This is a genomic window from Ruegeria arenilitoris (genome assembly GCF_013035315.1).
Classification (GTDB): Bacteria; Pseudomonadota; Alphaproteobacteria; order Rhodobacterales; family Rhodobacteraceae; genus Ruegeria; species Ruegeria arenilitoris_D.
Map to the genome: position 1 here is coordinate 148984 of NZ_WQHP01000003.1, position 17039 is coordinate 166022.

Consider the following 17039-nt stretch of genomic DNA (forward strand, 5'->3'; position numbering starts at 1 on the left):
TTACTTGGTGCCGAACATCCGGTCGCCCGCGTCACCCAACCCCGGCATGATATAGCCTTTTGAGTTCAGCTCACGATCCAGCGACGCTGTGACTATGTGCACATCAGGGTGCGCCTCTTTCATGCGGGCAACGCCTTCGGGGGCGGCCAGCAGGCAGAGGAAGCGGATATCGGTGGCCCCGGCCTCTTTCAGCAGATCAATCGCTGCGGCCGAGCTGTTGCCGGTGGCCAGCATTGGGTCAACCGCGATAACCAGACGGTCCTTCAGTCCCTCGGGCGCTTTGAAATAGTACTGGACCGGCTTCAGCGTTTCTTCGTCTCGGTAAAGGCCCACAAAGCCCACACGGGCCGATGGCACGAGTTCCAGCACGCCATCCAACATTCCGTTGCCTGCGCGCAGGATCGACACAAGCGCCAGTTTTTTACCGGCCAAAATAGGGGCGTCCATCTCTTCCATCGGGGTTTCGATGTGACGGGTCGTCAGCTTCAACTCACGCGTAACCTCATAGGCCAGTAGCAGCGTGATCTCGCGCAGCAATTGCCGGAACTCAGCGGTCGAGGTGCCCTTGTCCCGCATGAGCGTCAGTTTGTGCTGCACCAGCGGGTGGTCAACGACGGTCAGGTGTTCGCTCATGATCTCTCCAGTCTTTTCTTGACCCGTTCGCGGGTATCGTCATCACAAAAGGCCGCGTTCAGGGCCGTGTCATTCAGGGCTGCGAAGTCTTCGGCCTCCCAGCCGAAGGCTTGGTTCAGCATCTCATATTCGCGGCGCATGGTGGTATGGAAAAACGGCGGGTCATCGGTAGAAACAGTGACTTTCACGCCGTGATCGCGCAACCGCGCAATCGGATGTGCACCAAAATCGGGGAACAGCCCCAGCACCACGTTCGAGCCGGGGCAGACCTCTAGCGTGACCTCACGGTCAACCAACTCACGGATCAGGTCAGGATCTTCAATGGCGCGAACGCCGTGGCCCACTCGTTCCACACCCAGATCACGCACCGCATCGCGTACACTCTCCGGGCCGCCGAATTCGCCGGCATGGGTGGTCAGGCGCAAGCCAGCTTCACGGGCGCAATCGAAGGCCCACTTATAGTCACCCTGCGCGCCCACGCCCTCATTTCCGCCCATCCCGAAACCAGTGATCCAATCGCCCGCCGTTTCAGCAGCGCAATGCGCGCTTTGCTTCGCCTGTTCCGGTCCGAAATGGCGCACACAGGTGACCACCCCGCGCAGGGTGATGTCGAACTTGCTCTCTGCCTCATCCGCGGCGTCCTGAATAGCATTCAGGTAATCGCGCCACGCATGCAGGTCGCCCCCGCCACAGAAATCCGGGCTGAGGAAGGTTTCCGAGTAAACCACACCATTTGCAGCGCTTTCTTCGAGGATGGCCAGCGTAAGACGGCGGAAATCCTCAGGGGATTTCAGCACCTCGCAGGCGGCCTCGTACACGCTGAGGAAATGTGCGAAATCGCGGAAGTCATAGCTTCCGTCCGACTTGAAAATACCACTCAGGTCAATGCGCTTTTCATGTGCAAGCTGGCGAATGAAAGCAGGTGGCGCTGCACCTTCATGGTGCAGGTGCAGTTCGATTTTTGGCAGGTCTGCGACAGTCATAGAAAGCTCTTCCCCGGTCCTTGCGCCGGAATGTTAAGGTGGTGCGCGATACTGGCGGCGACATCGGCAAAATCGACGGCACCTATCTGGCCTGTGCCCTTTCCGGCAATCAAAACCGGCACCTGTTCGCGTGTGTGGTCAGTCCCGATCCAGCTGGGGTCGTTACCGTGATCGGCAGTCAGCAGCATCAGATCGCCCGGACGCATCTTGTTCAGGATCAGGCCGATTTCACGGTCAAACCATTCCAGCGCGCGGGCATAGCCGCTGATGTCGCGGCGGTGCCCGTACAGGCTGTCGAATTCGACGAAATTGGCGAAGGTCAGGCTGCCCTCTTCGGCCTCGTCGACCAGATCGGACAAGTGGCCCATCAATTCGGTATCCGAACCTTTGCGCAGCGTGTCGATCCCTTGCATCGAGAAGATGTCGCCGATTTTGCCGACTGCATGTACCCGACGCCCGGCATCCTGCGCCCAATTGGTCAGAACTGGCGCTGGCGGCAAAATGGCAAAGTCCTTACGGTTGGTGGTGCGGGTAAACCCCTGCTCGGGCGAGCCGGCAAAGGGTCGCGCGATGACCCGGCCGACTTTCATCTCGTGCAAACGTGGGGCCAGCGCCTTGCACATCGCCAGCAGACGGTCGAGGCCAAAGCTTTCCTCATGCGCGGCGATCTGAAACACACTGTCGGCGGACGTGTAACAGATAGGCCAGCCGGTCCGCATATGCTCGGCCCCCAGTTCGGAAATAATGGCCGTGCCAGAGGCGTGGCAGTCGCCCAGAATGCCGTCAGTGCCCGCTGCTTCGGCAGCAGCGCGGCTGAGATCCTCGGGGAAAGATGGCTTGGTATCGGGGAAATAGTGCCAGTCCCACGGCACTGGCAGCCCGGCCAGTTCCCAATGGCCCGAAGGCGTGTCCTTGCCCGGCGAATGCTCGCGCGCGCATCCCCACAAGCCGGTCGGCTCAGCCGCAAGCCCGGGCGTTTCGTCGCCCGAGGCCAACCGCGTCGCGGCCCCCAGCCCCAGCGCATCGAGGTTAGGCAGGAGCAAAGGGCCTGACCGCCCCTCTTCCGCCCGACCCTCGGCACAGGCTTGCGCGATATGCGCCAGCGTGTTTGCGCCGTTGTCGGGGGTCTCGCCATTGAAGTAACTGCCCGCATCCGGCGCGCCGCCGATGCCGACCGAGTCCATCACCACCAGAAACGCGCGGGTCACGGTGTGATCCTTTCGTGTATCAGCGTGGGCTCTGTCGGGGCGGCGTCTCCGAGCGTTATCGCGGCGACAACAGCCTCGGCGGCCTGTTTGGCAGCGTCCTCACGCGCGGCGTGGATCACGGCCAGCGGCGCGCCTTTGTCTACCTTGTCGCCCAACCGGACGATATCCGACAAGCCGACCGCCGGGTCGATCACGTCATCTTCGACCTGCCGCCCGCCGCCCAGCGCCACAACGGTCAGGCCAAGCGGCTCACCATCTATTGCGGTGACGTATCCGTTTGTCGGGGCCGGAACCTCAAGGATCACACTGGCCTCAGGCAGGTAGCGCGACCAGTTTTCAACGAACTGCAGCGGCCCGCCAACAGCGGCCATCATGCGCCCGAACCGTTCAGCCGCGCGCCCGTCGCGGATAACGTCCGTGATCTTGTCGCGGCCCTCATCAGCCGTTTTGAACATCCCGGCGTCGGCCAACAACACGCCGCCCAGTTCGGCCGAGATTTCAGCCAGCGGGGCATAAGCGTCTTGGGTCATAACCTTCATGACCTCGGCCACTTCCAGCGCATTGCCCAGCGCAGGGGCCAAGGGTTGGTGCATATCGGTGATCACCGCCGAGGTCCGGCATCCCGCCGCATTCGCGGTTTCCGACAGGGCACGCGCCAGTTTGCGCGCATCTTCCAGCGTTTTCATGAAGGCACCAGAGCCGACCTTGACGTCCAGCACCAAAGCCTCGGGGCTGGCGGCCAGTTTCTTGGACAGTATCGAGGCAGTAATCAGATCCAGGCTTTCCACTGTCGCAGTTACGTCGCGGATCGCATAAAGCCGCTTGTCCGCCGGGGCGATCTGCCCCGTGGCCCCCACAATCGCTGCGCCGGTGTCGTGCAAAATCTGCGTCAGGCGGTCCTGCCCGATCTGCGTGCTGACCCCGGGGATCGACTCGAGCTTGTCCAGCGTGCCACCCGTATGGCCCAGACCGCGGCCCGAGATCATGGGTACATACGCCCCCAACTCGGCCAATGCCGGAGCAAGCACCAGAGAAACGCTGTCCCCCACCCCACCGGTCGAATGTTTGTCGATCACCGGACCATCGAAATCCCAGGTCAGCACATCGCCGCTATCACGCATGGCGGTTGTCAGGTCCGCGCGCCCCTGCGCACCCAGCCCGCCCATGCAGACCGCCATGGCAAAGGCCCCTGCCTGTGCGTCGCTGACGCCGCCATCGGCCAGACCTTGTGCGAACCAGGTCAGCTCATCTCCGGTTGGGACCTGCCCCCGGCGCAGTTTTGCAATGATCGAACGGGCGTCCATGAGGTTACACGTCCTCCATATGCGAGGCGTCGAACGCACCCGGCAGCAAGTCTCCGATCGTGGTTTCAAACTCGGCCCCATCGACCGTGGCGAGGGTCACCTTGACCTCCCGCTTACCGAACTCGGCCAGTTTCTGTCGACATCCTCCACACGGTGGCACCGGTTGCGGGCTTGAGGCGACGACGTAAACCTCGGAAAGTTCCTGCTCACCCGCGGCCACCATTGCTGCAATTGCACCGGCCTCAGCACAGGTGCCTTCGGGGTAAGCCACGTTTTCCACATTGCAGCCCGAATAGACCTGGCCGCTTGCTGACCGGATCGCCGCGCCAACTTTGAAGTTGGAATACGGCGCATAGGCTTTTTCCCGGACAGACAGCGCTGCATCTTTCAAAGTCATGGCGATTCCCCATTTTTGATCAACTGGTCAGAAAAACATACCCTAAATGAAACTGCCCGGGGAGTTGAACCCCCGGGATGCATTATTCCTGGGCCAAAACTGACTTAATCCAGCTTGGTATTGAATACTCCCGGCAAGGTGACCTCGAGCAATTCGATATCATCAGAAGGGTCGGACAGTTTCGTGCGCATGCCCGGCGGGATCACGAACGCATCGCCTTGTTCCAAATGATATGGTTCGCGGCCTTCCCCTTCCAGGGTCACCTCACCCTCCATCACGAAGGTAAAATGAATGTCTGTGTCATGCGTCGCCCAAACCGGATCACCCTGCCCTTTGCGCACAACCTGTACGCCAGCGACGCCCTTGGTGCTTTCGGCAATCGTTGTGTCACGGTAGACATAGCCCGGTAGGCGGAACGGTTCCCACGCGGCGCCTTCGGCCTTGTTGTAGACGAAACGCTGGCCCTGCCATTCGCGGTCCGGGCGGAAATGGGGTGTGGGCAATTCCATCTGATGATCAATTTCGGTGACGTGTTCGGCGGGAACGCCGATTTCGATCACTTGCACATTGTCGGATGCCTCAAGCACCCGATGGCGGATTTCGGGCGGCTGGATAAAGCAGTCTCCTGCGGTCAGGCGCATCTTTGCGCCCTGATCCTCGTAGACAACATCCACCCAGCCATGAATGCAGAAGATCAGCTGAAACCCGACTTTGTGGAAATGAACCATATCCGGCACGGGGCCGCCGTCAGGAATACGGATATGGCTGGCGATGATGGAACCACCCAGCCGATCCGGCACCAGATCGCGGTAATGCATCCCCGCGCGCCCAATAATCCACGGAGCCTGATCCTTGAGCCTGCGGACCACAAAGGAATGCACTGTTTCTGGCATCACCATAGGCGGGTTCAATTCGTCAATCTCGACCCGTGTGCCATTGGGTGCGACCAGATTGCGCTTACCTCCAGCGAATGCGTCCGGATCATCCGTCAGAATACGAATGGTCCCCGGTGTCTCGGGCGCGTCCTTTTCGACCCGCAGGCGCAGCCCGTGGCCGGAAAACACAGCAACCCGAGGGTCGTCGGCGGGATAGATCATGTCCATCCGCATTCCGAGCGTCTTGGTAAAAAAGGGAATGTCGTCGCGCAGCTCGCTGGTGGGCAGTCGGATTTCAGCGCGCGTCTGGTCGATGCTTGGGGTTGAGGTCATACAGAGTCTCTTCGCTGTCGGATTTTGGCCATCCGATCAGAACAGAGGCCAAAATGCCAATCGAAAAGAACATCTCAAGCGTTTCTTCCAGAACAAAAAAACGAACTCTCATGAGAGCAGACAAATCAGCGCTGTACTTGCCCGAAACTTCTTCGAGCACTTGTGCGACGACTGCCAGAACGCCTGCAAGGACGAAAACGGCAAAAAACGGAGCACGTTGTTTTACAGCATGCCAGGCGTTGGGGACGCCATGCCATACCACACCACCAATCACGATGGCGACCAGAGCGATCCGAACCAGCGTCATGTCCAGCGCGGTATCGAGCCCATTCAGCACCCAATACGGCAGGCTATCCACCGGATAGATGTCCGCTTCAAGCTCTCGCTCCGCCAACAGTAAACAGACGAGGCCGATGTACAGGCGGCTCAGGCCGGGATACCGCCAGAGCGCGGCAAGGCCGGCCACAAAAAGCGCCGCGGCCGAGATGGTCTCGAACAACCCGCCCTCTTGGTTCAGCGCAAGCGCCTGCACCGGCCAGATACTCACGGCAGCAAGAACAAGACTGGCGATTGTCAGCACGATGGCATAGACGATGCGGTCGGCCCCAAGCCCGGCCCGGCCAGCCGGAAAGGCTATCCCGGCCTGGAATTCATCTTTGTAGCTCATGTGTAGCTTTCACTGCTCGACGTGTTTAGGTTTGTCCCAAGGATGCACGTACGTAAATTTTATGTGACAATTTTCAACAAGAGCCCCAGCAACTTTTACATAACTGTTGCAAAATGACGTAGCGTAGCCAAACCCGAAAATATAGTTTAATGCTAAACCAAATTGTCTGAGGAGTTATAACGCCGATGTCGGATACACCCAGCTTGCGGCAAGCAGCGCTTGAATATCACGCCCATCCCAAACCCGGGAAGCTTGAGATCAAGGCAACGAAGCCCATGGCGAACGGCCGCGATCTGGCGCGCGCCTATTCCCCCGGCGTGGCCGATGCCAGCCTGGAGATCAAAGCCGACCCCTCCAATGCCGAGCTCTATACAGCGCGCGGAAATCTTGTGGCGGTTGTCTCAAACGGGACAGCGGTTCTGGGGCTGGGCAATATCGGCGCGCTGGCGTCGAAGCCGGTGATGGAAGGCAAGGCTGTTCTGTTCAAGAAATTCGCCGGGATCGACTGTTTCGACATCGAAGTCGACCAACCTGACCCTGAAAAGCTGGCAGATATCGTCTGCGCACTGGAACCGACCTTCGGTGCGATCAACCTCGAAGACATCAAGGCGCCTGACTGCTTTATCGTGGAAAAACTGTGCCGCGAACGCATGAACATCCCCGTTTTTCATGACGACCAGCATGGTACAGCCATTGTGGTCGGCGCTGCGGCCAAGAACGCCCTGCACGTTGCAGGCAAAAAGTTCGAAGACATCAAGATTGTCTCTACCGGGGGCGGCGCGGCGGGTATTGCCTGCCTGATGATGCTGGTCAAACTGGGCGTCAAACGCGAGAATATCTGGCTGTGCGACATTCACGGGCTGGTTTACGAAGGTCGTGACGTGGACATGAATCCGCACAAAGACCAGTTTGCTCAGAAATCGGACCTGCGCACATTGGATGACGTCATCGGCGACGCAGACCTGTTCCTCGGCCTTAGCGGTCCAAACGTTCTGAAGCCCGAGATGGTGCAGAAGATGGCCAAACGACCGATCATCTTTGCGCTGGCCAACCCGACACCGGAAATTCTGCCCCAGGCAGCCCGCGAGGTCGCACCGGATGCGATCATTGCCACCGGGCGCAGCGACTTTCCCAATCAGGTCAACAACGTCCTGTGTTTCCCCTTTATCTTCCGGGGAGCGCTGGACGTGGGCGCGACCGAAATTAATGACGAGATGCAGATCGCGTGCGTGGACGGCATCGCAGAGATGGCTCGCGCGACAACCAGCGCCGAGGCGGCGGCGGCCTACAAAGGGGAACAGCTGACCTTTGGCCCGGACTATCTGATCCCCAAGCCGTTTGATCCGCGTCTGGTCGGCGTGGTGTCCTCATCGGTGGCTAAAGCCGCTATGGAGAGCGGCGTCGCCAAGCGTCCGATCAAGGACATCGATGCCTATAAAGAGCGTTTGAACCAGACCGTGTTCAAGTCCGCCCTTCTGATGCGCCCGGTATTCGAGGCCGCCGCAGCCGCCTCGCGCCGGATCGTGTTTGCCGAAGGCGAGGATGAGCGGGTTTTGCGCGCAGCGCAGGCCATTCTAGAGGAAACGACCGAAACGCCGATCCTGATCGGCCGCCCCGATGTGATCAATGCGCGTTGCGAACGGCTTGGCCTGACGGTGCGCCCGGGCAAAGACTGCCAAATCGTCAACCCGCAGGATGACCCGCGATACTACGACTATTGGAACTCGTATCACGAGATCATGCAGCGCCGAGGCGTCACGCCCGATCTGGCGAAAGCCATCATGCGCACGAACAACACCGCCATTGCGGCCATCATGGTTCATCGCGGCGAAGCCGACAGTATGATCTGTGGCACGTTTGGCGAGTATCGTTGGCACCTGAATTACGTCGAGCAGGTTCTGGACGACGGCGATCTGCGGCCGCATGGTGCGCTGTCGCTGATGATCCTTGAGGACGGGCCACTATTCATCGCTGACACCCATGTACGACAGCTTCCCACCCCCGAAGAATTGGCCGAGACGACACTTGGCGCTGCGCGGCATGTGCGACGTTTCGGGATCGAGCCCAAAATCGCCTTTTGCTCGCAATCGCAGTTCGGCAATCAGGCCGAAGGGTCGGGCAAACGCTTGCGGGCCGCGATGGAGATCCTCGACTCCGAGCCGCGCGATTTCACCTATGAGGGTGAAATGAACCTGGATCTTGCTCTGGACCCTGAGCTGCGTTCGCGCATCTTCCCGAATTCGCGCATGCAGGGTCCAGCCAATGTTCTGATCTTTGCCCATGCCGACGCGGCCAGCGGCGTGCGCAACATCCTCAAGATGAAGGCCGATGGGCTTGAGGTCGGCCCGATCCTTATGGGGATGGGCAACAAGGCGCACATCGTGACGCCTTCGATCACGGCGCGTGGGTTGCTGAACATGGCAGCCATCGCGGGCACCCCGGTCGCCCATTACGGTTGATTAACCAATACCCACTATACAGGGCGTCAAAGCGGCGCCCTGTTTGATTCCAAACCGGGTGCGTGGTTTGCACACCAAACTATGCAACTTTGCAAAAACTCGAATTCAGTCGCAAAAACGCAGCAAAATCGCGGTAGTTTGCAAAAATTTGCAGGCTAGTTAGCGGATTCTTGCAAATATTTTGCGATAAAGTGACGCTCCGTCATTCCGGTCGCTTGTGCGGTGACCTCTGGCCACATAACACATCTTCCAAGGAGTTTTTGGAGGAGGTCACCGTGGCTTATCAGGACATTTACGAAAGCTGGAAATCGGATCCAGAGGCATTCTGGATGAAAGCCGCGCAAGAGATTGACTGGGTTCAGCCGCCAACCAAGGCATTGTTCGACGACAACGCGCCTTTGTACGAATGGTTCAGCGATGCCAAGGTAAACACCTGTTGGAACGCGGTGGACCGGCATGTTGAAAACGGTCGCGGCGAACAAACCGCCATTATCTATGACAGCCCGATCACGCATACCAAGCGCGAGATTTCCTATGTCGAGCTACGCAACCGTGTCGCCAATCTGGCCGGCGCACTGCGGGCCAAGGGTGTCGAAAAAGGCGATCGCGTCATCATCTATATGCCGATGATCCCCGAAGCGCTTGAGGCCATGCTCGCCTGTGCCCGCCTCGGGGCGGTTCACTCGGTTGTGTTCGGCGGCTTTGCCAGCAACGAGCTGGCCGTGCGGATCGACGATGCCAAACCCAAAGCCATCATCGCCGCCTCCTGCGGGATGGAGCCGGGTCGCGTTGTGCATTACAAACCGCTGCTGGACGGCGCCATCGACATGGCCAGTCACAAGCCCGATTTCTGCGTCATCTTCCAGCGCGAACAGGAAGTGGCTCAGCTGGTCGAAGGCCGCGACTATAACTGGCATGGCTTTCAGTACGGTGTCGAACCGGCGGAATGCGTGCCGGTCGAGGGCAATCATCCGGCCTACATCCTCTACACCTCAGGCACGACCGGTGCACCTAAAGGTGTCGTCCGCCCAACCGCAGGCCATCTGGTCGCGCTGAACTGGACGATGAAGAACATCTATGACGTCGATCCGGGCGATGTGTTCTGGGCAGCGTCTGACGTGGGGTGGGTCGTTGGGCATTCCTATATCTGCTACGCGCCGCTGATCCATGGCAACACGACGATTGTGTTCGAAGGCAAGCCGGTCGGCACACCCGATGCAGGTACCTTCTGGCGGGTGATTTCCGAGCACAAAGTAAAAAGCTTCTTCACTGCCCCGACAGCCATCCGGGCCGTCAAACGCGAAGATCCTAAGGGTGAGATGCTGGCAAAGTACGACCTGTCCAGCCTGCGCGCCCTGTATCTGGCCGGTGAACGTGCGGACCCCGACACCATCGAATGGGCACAGGATGCGCTGAAGGTCCCTGTGATCGACCACTGGTGGCAGACCGAGACCGGCTGGACCATTGCCGGCAACCCGCTGGGGATTGAGGAGTTACCGGTCAAGCTGGGCTCACCTGCGAAACCAATGCCGGGCTACGACGTGCAGATTCTCGACGAGGGCGGTCACCCGATGAAGCCGGGTGAGTTGGGTGCGATCGCCGTCAAACTGCCCCTGCCCCCGGGAACCTTGCCAACGTTGTGGAATGCGGAAGAGCGGTTCAAAAGCTCGTACTTGAACCACTTCCCCGGTTACTATGAGACCGGAGACGCGGGCATGGTGGACGAGGACGGATACCTCTACATTATGGCGCGCACCGATGACGTGATCAACGTCGCGGGCCACCGCCTGTCTACCGGCGGTATGGAAGAAGTTCTGGCCGCCCACCCCGACGTCGCCGAGTGTGCCGTGATCGGCGTGACCGATCAGTTGAAGGGTCAGATGCCGGTTGGCTTTTTGTGCCTGAATGCTGGCTGTGACCGCGATCATGGCGAGGTCGTGCAAGACGTGGTCAAGCTGGTGCGGGAAAAGATTGGCCCGGTTGCTGCGTTCAAACTGGCCGTAGTGGTGGACCGATTGCCCAAGACACGCTCGGGCAAGATCCTGCGCGGCACCATGGTGTCGATTGCGGACAGCAAAGACTACAAGATGCCCGCAACCATCGATGATCCGGCCATCCTGGACGAGATCACGGATGCGTTGAAAACCATTGGTTACGCGCAATAACAGGCACTTGGGCGGCGATCTGTCGCCCGACGTCTGTCTTTCGCTTGCAACCTGAAACAGGCCCCCTACTGTCATCCCAAGACAGTGAGGGCCCATGACACAAACCGACATCTGGCGTCTGAACGCCACCGACCTGACCGCCTTGACCCGCAGCGGTGACCTGAGCGCCGAAGAGGTCACCCGGAACGCCATCGATCGGATGTATCAGGCCAACCCTGCGCTGAATGCAGTCGTCGAAGACCTGAGCGATGAGGCCCTGAGCCGCGCGCGTGATCTGGATGTGGCCGTAGCGGGTGGCGCACCAGCCGGTCCGCTGCATGGTGTGCCCGTCACCATCAAGATCAATGTCGATCAAAAGGGGCATGCGACCTCGAACGGTGTGGTCGCGCTGAAGGATGTGATCGCCCCTGACGATGCCCCTGTGGTGCGCAATCTGCAGAATGCCGGAGCTATCGTGATCGGGCGGACCAATACGCCCGAGTTCTCATTCCGCGCCGATACCGACAACCCGCTGCATGGCCGCACTCATAACCCTTGGGGGCGGCATATCTCGCCCGGCGGGTCTTCGGGCGGGGCCGGTGCGTCGGTGATGGCCGGGATCGGTGCGCTGGCGCATGGCAACGATATCGGCGGCAGTCTGCGATTCCCTGCGGCGGCCAATGGCGCGGTCACGGTCAAACCCGGATTGGGCCGTGTGCCAGCGTGGAACCCCAGCCAGCAGGCCGAGCGTGGAATTCTGGCGCAATCCATGTCGGTGCAGGGGTTGATCACCCGCTCCGCCGCCGACCTGCATCTGTCTATGCCCAGCCTGATCGCCCCGGATCCGCGCGACCCTTTCCACGTCGCCATGCCGTGGCGCGGTGAGACTATGGACGGCCCGATCAAAGTCGCCTTCACCAAGAACACCTTTGGCTACGCCCTGCATCCCGAGGTTGACAAGGCGTTGGACACGGCCCGAGACGCGCTTGTCGACGCCGGATATCTGGTTGAAGAGATCGACCCGCCTGACGTCTTCGAATGCGGGCGATCCGGCTATCGCGCCCTGATGGGAGAAGTCCTGACACTGCTACGAGGCGATATCGAGGCTGCGGGGTCAGAGACCATCCGCGAGATTTTCGAGGTCTACTTTCAGGAGTTTCCGCCTATCGTAGAAACCGACCTGATCCGCATTCTGGCCAAGCGCACCCATTATGCCCGCGAATGGTCAGTATTCATGGAGGACTACCCTCTGGTCCTGTCCCCGTTCCTGCCGCAACCATTCTTCAAACCGGACCGGGACACCGAAGGCGCAGAAGGTGTGCACGAGGTTCTGGGCTGTGCGGTTTATTCCTATTCGATGAACTTCCTTGGCCTGCCCGCCGCTTGTGTACCTTCCCGGCTGGCCGAGCTGCCCGATGGACCGCAGCCGATCAACGTTCAGATCGCGGCCCGCCGTTGGCGCGAAGATATGGCCGTGGATGCCGCCGCTGCGATCGAGGCGCGAGTCGGCCAGATGTGCCTGCCATTGTGGGAGAAGATGGGCGCCTAAAACGACCCCAACAATAATAGACCCCGGGTTATTGTGCCCGGGGTCCGCTTGCTAAAATATGCCCGGATATCGGTAACGAGCGTAGCACCACCTACCCTCGCCAGCGCAAAATCTGCGCACTCGTTCGAAAACGTCGTTTGGTGGCCACTCACTCCCACCGTGACGTGATCTCCGGGCAAGATTAGATTAGCGGAATGTTAATGAACCTCATGTGAACCAGTTCACACAAGTTCTAAAAATTTCGAAAATCCCATATTTTAGGTGAATTGCTCAGAAATAAGGCGTTCTTCTAACCCGTGCCCCGGATCAAACAGAATGCGATGTTGGATCGAGGGTTCGGACCGGATCTCGACCCAGTCGATGTCTGGAAAAGACACCGAATCCGCATCCGCCATGACCGGGCGCTTGTCAGCGTCCAGTACATCGAACCGGACTTTGGCGATCTTGGGCAAAAGCGCTCCGCGCCACCGGCGTGGTCGGAACGCGGCGATTGCCGTCAGGGCCAGGACGTCCGAGCCAATTGGCAAAATCGGGCCATGCGCCGAATAGTTATACGCGGTCGATCCCGCAGGTGTGGACAGAAGTGCGCCGTCGCAGACCAGTTCGTCCATTCGCACCCGGCCATCAACGCTGATCTTCAGCCGCGCAGCCTGCGGACCGGCGCGCAGCAGTGAAACCTCGTTAATCGCGAGCGCCTCGTGCATCTTGCCGGACTGATCCATCGCCCGCATGGCCAACGGGTTGATGACCTCTTCCTCGGCTGCATCCAGCCGCGCCATCAGGTCGGTTTCGTGAAATTCGTTCATCAGAAATCCGATTGTGCCGCGATTCATGCCATAAACCGGCGTATCCAGATGCTGCATGTTATGGAGGGTATGCAGCATGAACCCATCACCGCCCAGCGCCACCACCACATCCGCATCCCGTGGCGCGGCATTGCCATAGCGTTTTACCAAGGCGTCGCGGGCAGTTTGGGCCACTTTGACGTCGCTGGCGAGGAAAGCGATTCTCTGGATCATTTGTTCCGGTTTCCGGTCTTGCACATTTGGTTCCGAAACAATCATACCTTTCCCCGATAGGCCAGACTTGACGCCCCAGCAGGCCAAATCGTCGCTTTAAAGCTTTTGCACTTGCACGGTTTCCGATAGGAAATCCGCAAGATTTTGACACAGCCATGTGGAGTGCCCATGAACGCCAATCTCCGTGATACCGGATTTTTCACCCAGTCCCTCGCCGACCGTGACCCCGAGCTTTTCGGCTCGATCACATCCGAGCTGGGTCGTCAGCGCGACGAGATCGAGCTGATCGCGTCCGAGAACATCGTCTCTGCCGCCGTGATGGAAGCGCAGGGCTCGGTCATGACCAACAAATACGCCGAAGGGTATCCCGGTCGTCGTTACTATGGCGGATGTCAATTCGTTGATATCGCTGAAAATCTGGCTATCGACCGCGCCAAAGAGCTGTTTGGTTGCGGGTTCGCCAACGTGCAGCCAAACTCGGGCTCTCAGGCCAACCAGGGCGTCTTCCAGGCGCTGATCAAACCTGGCGACACCATTCTGGGCATGAGCCTGGACGCAGGCGGTCACCTGACCCACGGCGCGCGTCCAAACCAGTCGGGCAAGTGGTTCAACGCTGTGCAGTACGGCGTCCGCAAAGAAGACAACATGCTGGACTATGATCAGGTCGAAGCGCTGGCGAAAGAGCACCAGCCCAAACTGATCATCGCTGGTGGCTCGGCCATCCCGCGCCAAATCGACTTTGCCCGCATGCGCGAGATTGCTGACATGGTCGGTGCCTACCTGCACGTAGACATGGCGCACTTTGCCGGTCTGGTCGCCGCAGGCGAACACCCCAGCCCCTTCCCGCATGCGCATGTGGCAACCACCACGACACACAAGACCCTGCGCGGTCCGCGTGGCGGCATGATCCTGACCAACGATGAGGATATCGCCAAGAAAGTGAACTCGGCCATCTTCCCCGGCATTCAGGGCGGCCCACTGATGCACGTGATCGCGGCCAAGGCCGTCGCTTTTGGTGAGGCTCTGCGCCCCGAATTCAAAAACTACATCCAGCAGGTCGTGACCAACGCGCAGGCGCTGTCGGATCAGCTGATCAAGGGCGGTCTGGATACGGTCACCCACGGAACGGACACCCATGTTGTTCTGGTCGACCTGCGCCCCAAAGGCGTCAAAGGCAACGCGACCGAAAAGGCCTTGGGCCGCGCGCACATCACCTGCAACAAGAACGGTGTGCCGTTTGACCCCGAAAAGCCGACCATCACCAGCGGCATCCGTCTGGGTTCACCCGCCGGAACCACACGCGGGTTTGGCGAGATCGAGTTCCGCCAGATTGCGGACTGGATCATCGAGGTTGTTGATGGTTTGGCGGCCAATGGCGAAGACGGCAACGGCGCAGTTGAAGCCAAGGTCAAGGCCGAGGTCGCAGATCTCTGCGCCAAATTCCCGATCTATCCGAACCTGTAAGTCCTACAGGTTTGAAGAAACACATGCGGCGCCCCAAGGGGCGTCGTTTTTTGTGCGCTCAGATAAAGCCGCGCCAGCGCAGCACGACCAGCACCAGCGCCGACAGGGCCAGAAAACCCAGCGCGAGCGATCCAAGAAAGCTGAGGAACCAGCCCCAGCGGCGATCCGCCAAATTGATACCGGCCAGATGGGTCTGAACCTCTTCGGACGCCTGCGCCAATTTGGGCGTGTCCAGCACCAGTCGCAATTTCGGATGCGCAGCCATCTGTTCCGCACCGGCGAGCAGCATTGCCTGCTTGTAGATCCGCCGCGGAAGGCGGCGCTTGGCCTTGCGAACCGAGGCCGTCAGCGTCTTGTCCTTTACGCCAAGCTTTGCACGCAGCAATTGCACCGTGTCCGCGATCTGGCCTTGGATATCTGTTGTCTGCGTCATGACGCCCTCCTGCGCGCGGAATGTAACCTCGGGCAGCAGGCTCGACAATGGGGCTGGCTGTTTGAAACGGGTGAAGGTATCACGGCCTTATGCTGAACATGATCATCCACGGCGAACCGACCTCGAACCCTCCTCTTTTGATTGCGCATGGCCTGTACGGGTCGGCCCGCAATTGGGGGGTCATTGCGCGGCGATTGTCGGATGAGCGGCAGGTTGTGGCCCTGGACATGCGCAATCACGCCAACAGCGCCTGGACAGACCAGCACAGCTATCCCGATCTGGCCGCTGATCTGGCCGAAGTAGTCGAACATATCGGAGGAAAAGCAGACGTTGTTGGCCATTCAATGGGCGGCAAGGCTGCCATGATGTTGGCGCTTGGGCACGGTGATCTGGTGCACAAACTGGTGGTCGCGGACATTGCGCCTGTCACTTATACGCACAGCCAGATCCAGTTCATCGAAGCCATGCGCGCTGTCGATTTCTCGACCATCGAACGCCGGTCAGACGCCGAGGGGCAGTTGGCGGCGCAAGGCGTCGAAAAAGCGCTGCAGAGCTTTTTTACGCAATCCCTTGATATCAAGGGAAAACGCTGGCTGCTGAACCTGGACACACTGGCGACCGAGATGCCCAAGATCATGGGGTTCCCCGAAACAGATGCGTCCTGGGCCGGCCCTACTCTGTTCCTGTCTGGCGGCGCTTCGGATTACGTCCTGCCTGAACATCGGGACGCAATCCGCGCCCTGTTCCCGGCTGCACGGTTTGCAAAAATTCCCGGCGCGGGCCATTGGCTGCACGCCGAGAAACCGCGTGAATTCGAAGCGGCCGTCAGGACCTTTTTGAACGCCTGATCAGGCGTTCTGATACAGACGTCTGGCAACCAGCCAGGACGCTGGCAACGCCACAACACAGCCTGCCGCAGCTGCCGAGACAATGGCGACCGTAGACACCAGCCCTGCGGTGAGAACCGCGATAACAGCCGAACCGGCCAAGGCGGTTGCGATCAGGGAATAGAGTATAGCGGCAAGGCGTAGCATCTTCTGTCTTCCTTATGTTTGAAGCCCGAAGATCACATTAACCATTTGGAATGTAAGACACCTTGATCTGCGTCAGATTTCGGTGTGCCCAGGTCAGAAAATCACGTGACCTCCCCACCGCCATTGATCCAGTCTGGCAGACCGCCGACGTTATAGACCTGCTCATAGCCCATATCTTTCAACAGCTTGCCCGCCAACGCAGCCCGGCTGCCTGCGGCGCAATACAGCACGATGGCGCGATCCTTGCGCAGCTCGGGATCGTGCGATTGCAGGCTATCGTCGGCGCGGAACTCCAACATGCCACGCGGGATGTGATGTGCGCCCTTGGCACGACCGGTTTGCTGCAGCTCGATAGCATCGCGGACATCCAAAAGCAGCGCGCCCTGCCCGATCAGGTCTTTGGCTCCGTTTGTATCAATCCGGGCAACGACGGCGTTCGCCGCCTCCATCATCTGGCTTACGGTCAATGGCATGAAAAGTCCCCTCTGGTGAATCTCACCAGATGCTAGCACGCAAAATCGGGAATGCGCAGACTGA

Annotated in this window: 16 protein-coding genes; 5 read left to right on the plus strand and 11 right to left on the minus strand. The window is 59.6% G+C overall.

The annotated features are described in order from the left end of the window. The 7 genes from upp to GOV53_RS08125 all read right to left on the minus strand — a co-directional run bounded on the left by upp (position 1) and on the right by GOV53_RS08125 (position 6400). Positions 1-633 carry a uracil phosphoribosyltransferase gene (gene upp / locus GOV53_RS08095; protein ID WP_170426577.1) on the minus strand — a complete coding sequence of 211 codons (633 nt, stop codon included), beginning with the start codon at positions 631-633 and terminating at the stop codon, positions 1-3. Continuing rightward, a complete protein-coding gene (locus tag GOV53_RS08100) occupies positions 630-1616 on the minus strand; it encodes an adenosine deaminase (RefSeq protein WP_170465295.1) in 987 nt (328 codons plus the stop codon). Before GOV53_RS08100 ends, upp begins: the two co-directional genes overlap by 4 nt. Beyond that, positions 1613-2824, minus strand: a complete 1212-nt coding sequence (locus GOV53_RS08105) for a phosphopentomutase (protein ID WP_170465296.1) — start codon at positions 2822-2824, stop codon at positions 1613-1615. The genes GOV53_RS08100 and GOV53_RS08105 overlap by 4 nt, the downstream gene beginning before the upstream one ends. Beyond that, positions 2821-4128: a thymidine phosphorylase gene (locus GOV53_RS08110; RefSeq protein WP_170465298.1), complete on the minus strand. Its 1308-nt coding sequence runs from the start codon at positions 4126-4128 to the stop codon at positions 2821-2823. The genes GOV53_RS08105 and GOV53_RS08110 overlap by 4 nt, the downstream gene beginning before the upstream one ends. 4 nt (positions 4129-4132) lie before the next feature. Then, a complete protein-coding gene (locus GOV53_RS08115) occupies positions 4133-4525 on the minus strand; it encodes a cytidine deaminase (RefSeq protein ID WP_170465300.1) in 393 nt (130 codons plus the stop codon). A gap of 104 nt (positions 4526-4629) precedes the next feature. Beyond that, a complete protein-coding gene (locus GOV53_RS08120) occupies positions 4630-5733 on the minus strand; it encodes a cupin domain-containing protein (RefSeq protein WP_170465302.1) in 1104 nt (367 codons plus the stop codon). Further along, positions 5696-6400, minus strand: a complete 705-nt coding sequence (locus GOV53_RS08125; protein WP_170465304.1) for a hypothetical protein — start codon at positions 6398-6400, stop codon at positions 5696-5698. The genes GOV53_RS08120 and GOV53_RS08125 overlap by 38 nt, the downstream gene beginning before the upstream one ends. A gap of 185 nt (positions 6401-6585) precedes the next feature. On the opposite strand from GOV53_RS08125, the gene GOV53_RS08130 reads away from it, so the two are divergent. The 3 genes from GOV53_RS08130 to GOV53_RS08140 all read left to right on the plus strand — a co-directional run bounded on the left by GOV53_RS08130 (position 6586) and on the right by GOV53_RS08140 (position 12552). Further along, positions 6586-8859 carry an NADP-dependent malic enzyme gene (locus tag GOV53_RS08130; protein ID WP_170465306.1) on the plus strand — a complete coding sequence of 758 codons (2274 nt, stop codon included), beginning with the start codon at positions 6586-6588 and terminating at the stop codon, positions 8857-8859. A 275-nt stretch (positions 8860-9134) separates the two neighbouring features. After that, entirely contained in the window at positions 9135-11024 is a 1890-nt protein-coding gene (gene prpE, locus GOV53_RS08135; protein WP_170465309.1) for a propionate-CoA ligase PrpE, read from the plus strand. Between the two features lie 94 nt (positions 11025-11118). Beyond that, complete coding sequence (locus GOV53_RS08140; RefSeq protein ID WP_170465311.1) at positions 11119-12552, plus strand: amidase family protein; 1434 nt, start codon at positions 11119-11121, stop codon at positions 12550-12552. A gap of 257 nt (positions 12553-12809) precedes the next feature. Here GOV53_RS08140 and GOV53_RS08145 read toward each other — a convergent pair whose 3' ends face one another. After that, the gene (locus tag GOV53_RS08145) at positions 12810-13571 is read right to left on the minus strand and encodes an NAD kinase (protein WP_170465313.1); all 762 of its coding nucleotides are present in this window, start codon (positions 13569-13571) and stop codon (positions 12810-12812) included. A gap of 168 nt (positions 13572-13739) precedes the next feature. Between GOV53_RS08145 and glyA the strand changes: the two genes are divergently transcribed. After that, the gene (glyA, locus tag GOV53_RS08150) at positions 13740-15035 is read left to right on the plus strand and encodes a serine hydroxymethyltransferase (RefSeq protein ID WP_170426588.1); all 1296 of its coding nucleotides are present in this window, start codon (positions 13740-13742) and stop codon (positions 15033-15035) included. Between the two features lie 58 nt (positions 15036-15093). Here the strand turns inward: glyA and GOV53_RS08155 are convergent, their stop codons facing one another. Continuing rightward, positions 15094-15468 (minus strand): hypothetical protein, encoded by a 375-nt coding sequence (locus tag GOV53_RS08155; RefSeq protein WP_170426589.1) that lies wholly within the window; start codon positions 15466-15468, stop codon positions 15094-15096. A gap of 89 nt (positions 15469-15557) precedes the next feature. On the opposite strand from GOV53_RS08155, the gene GOV53_RS08160 reads away from it, so the two are divergent. Further along, complete coding sequence (locus GOV53_RS08160; protein WP_170465315.1) at positions 15558-16316, plus strand: alpha/beta fold hydrolase; 759 nt, start codon at positions 15558-15560, stop codon at positions 16314-16316. Here GOV53_RS08160 and GOV53_RS08165 read toward each other — a convergent pair whose 3' ends face one another. Further along, positions 16317-16502 carry a hypothetical protein gene (locus GOV53_RS08165; RefSeq protein WP_170465317.1) on the minus strand — a complete coding sequence of 62 codons (186 nt, stop codon included), beginning with the start codon at positions 16500-16502 and terminating at the stop codon, positions 16317-16319. It abuts the gene before it with no gap. A gap of 101 nt (positions 16503-16603) precedes the next feature. Then, complete coding sequence (locus tag GOV53_RS08170) at positions 16604-16975, minus strand: rhodanese-like domain-containing protein (protein WP_170465319.1); 372 nt, start codon at positions 16973-16975, stop codon at positions 16604-16606. Between the last annotated feature and the right edge of the window lie 64 nt (positions 16976-17039).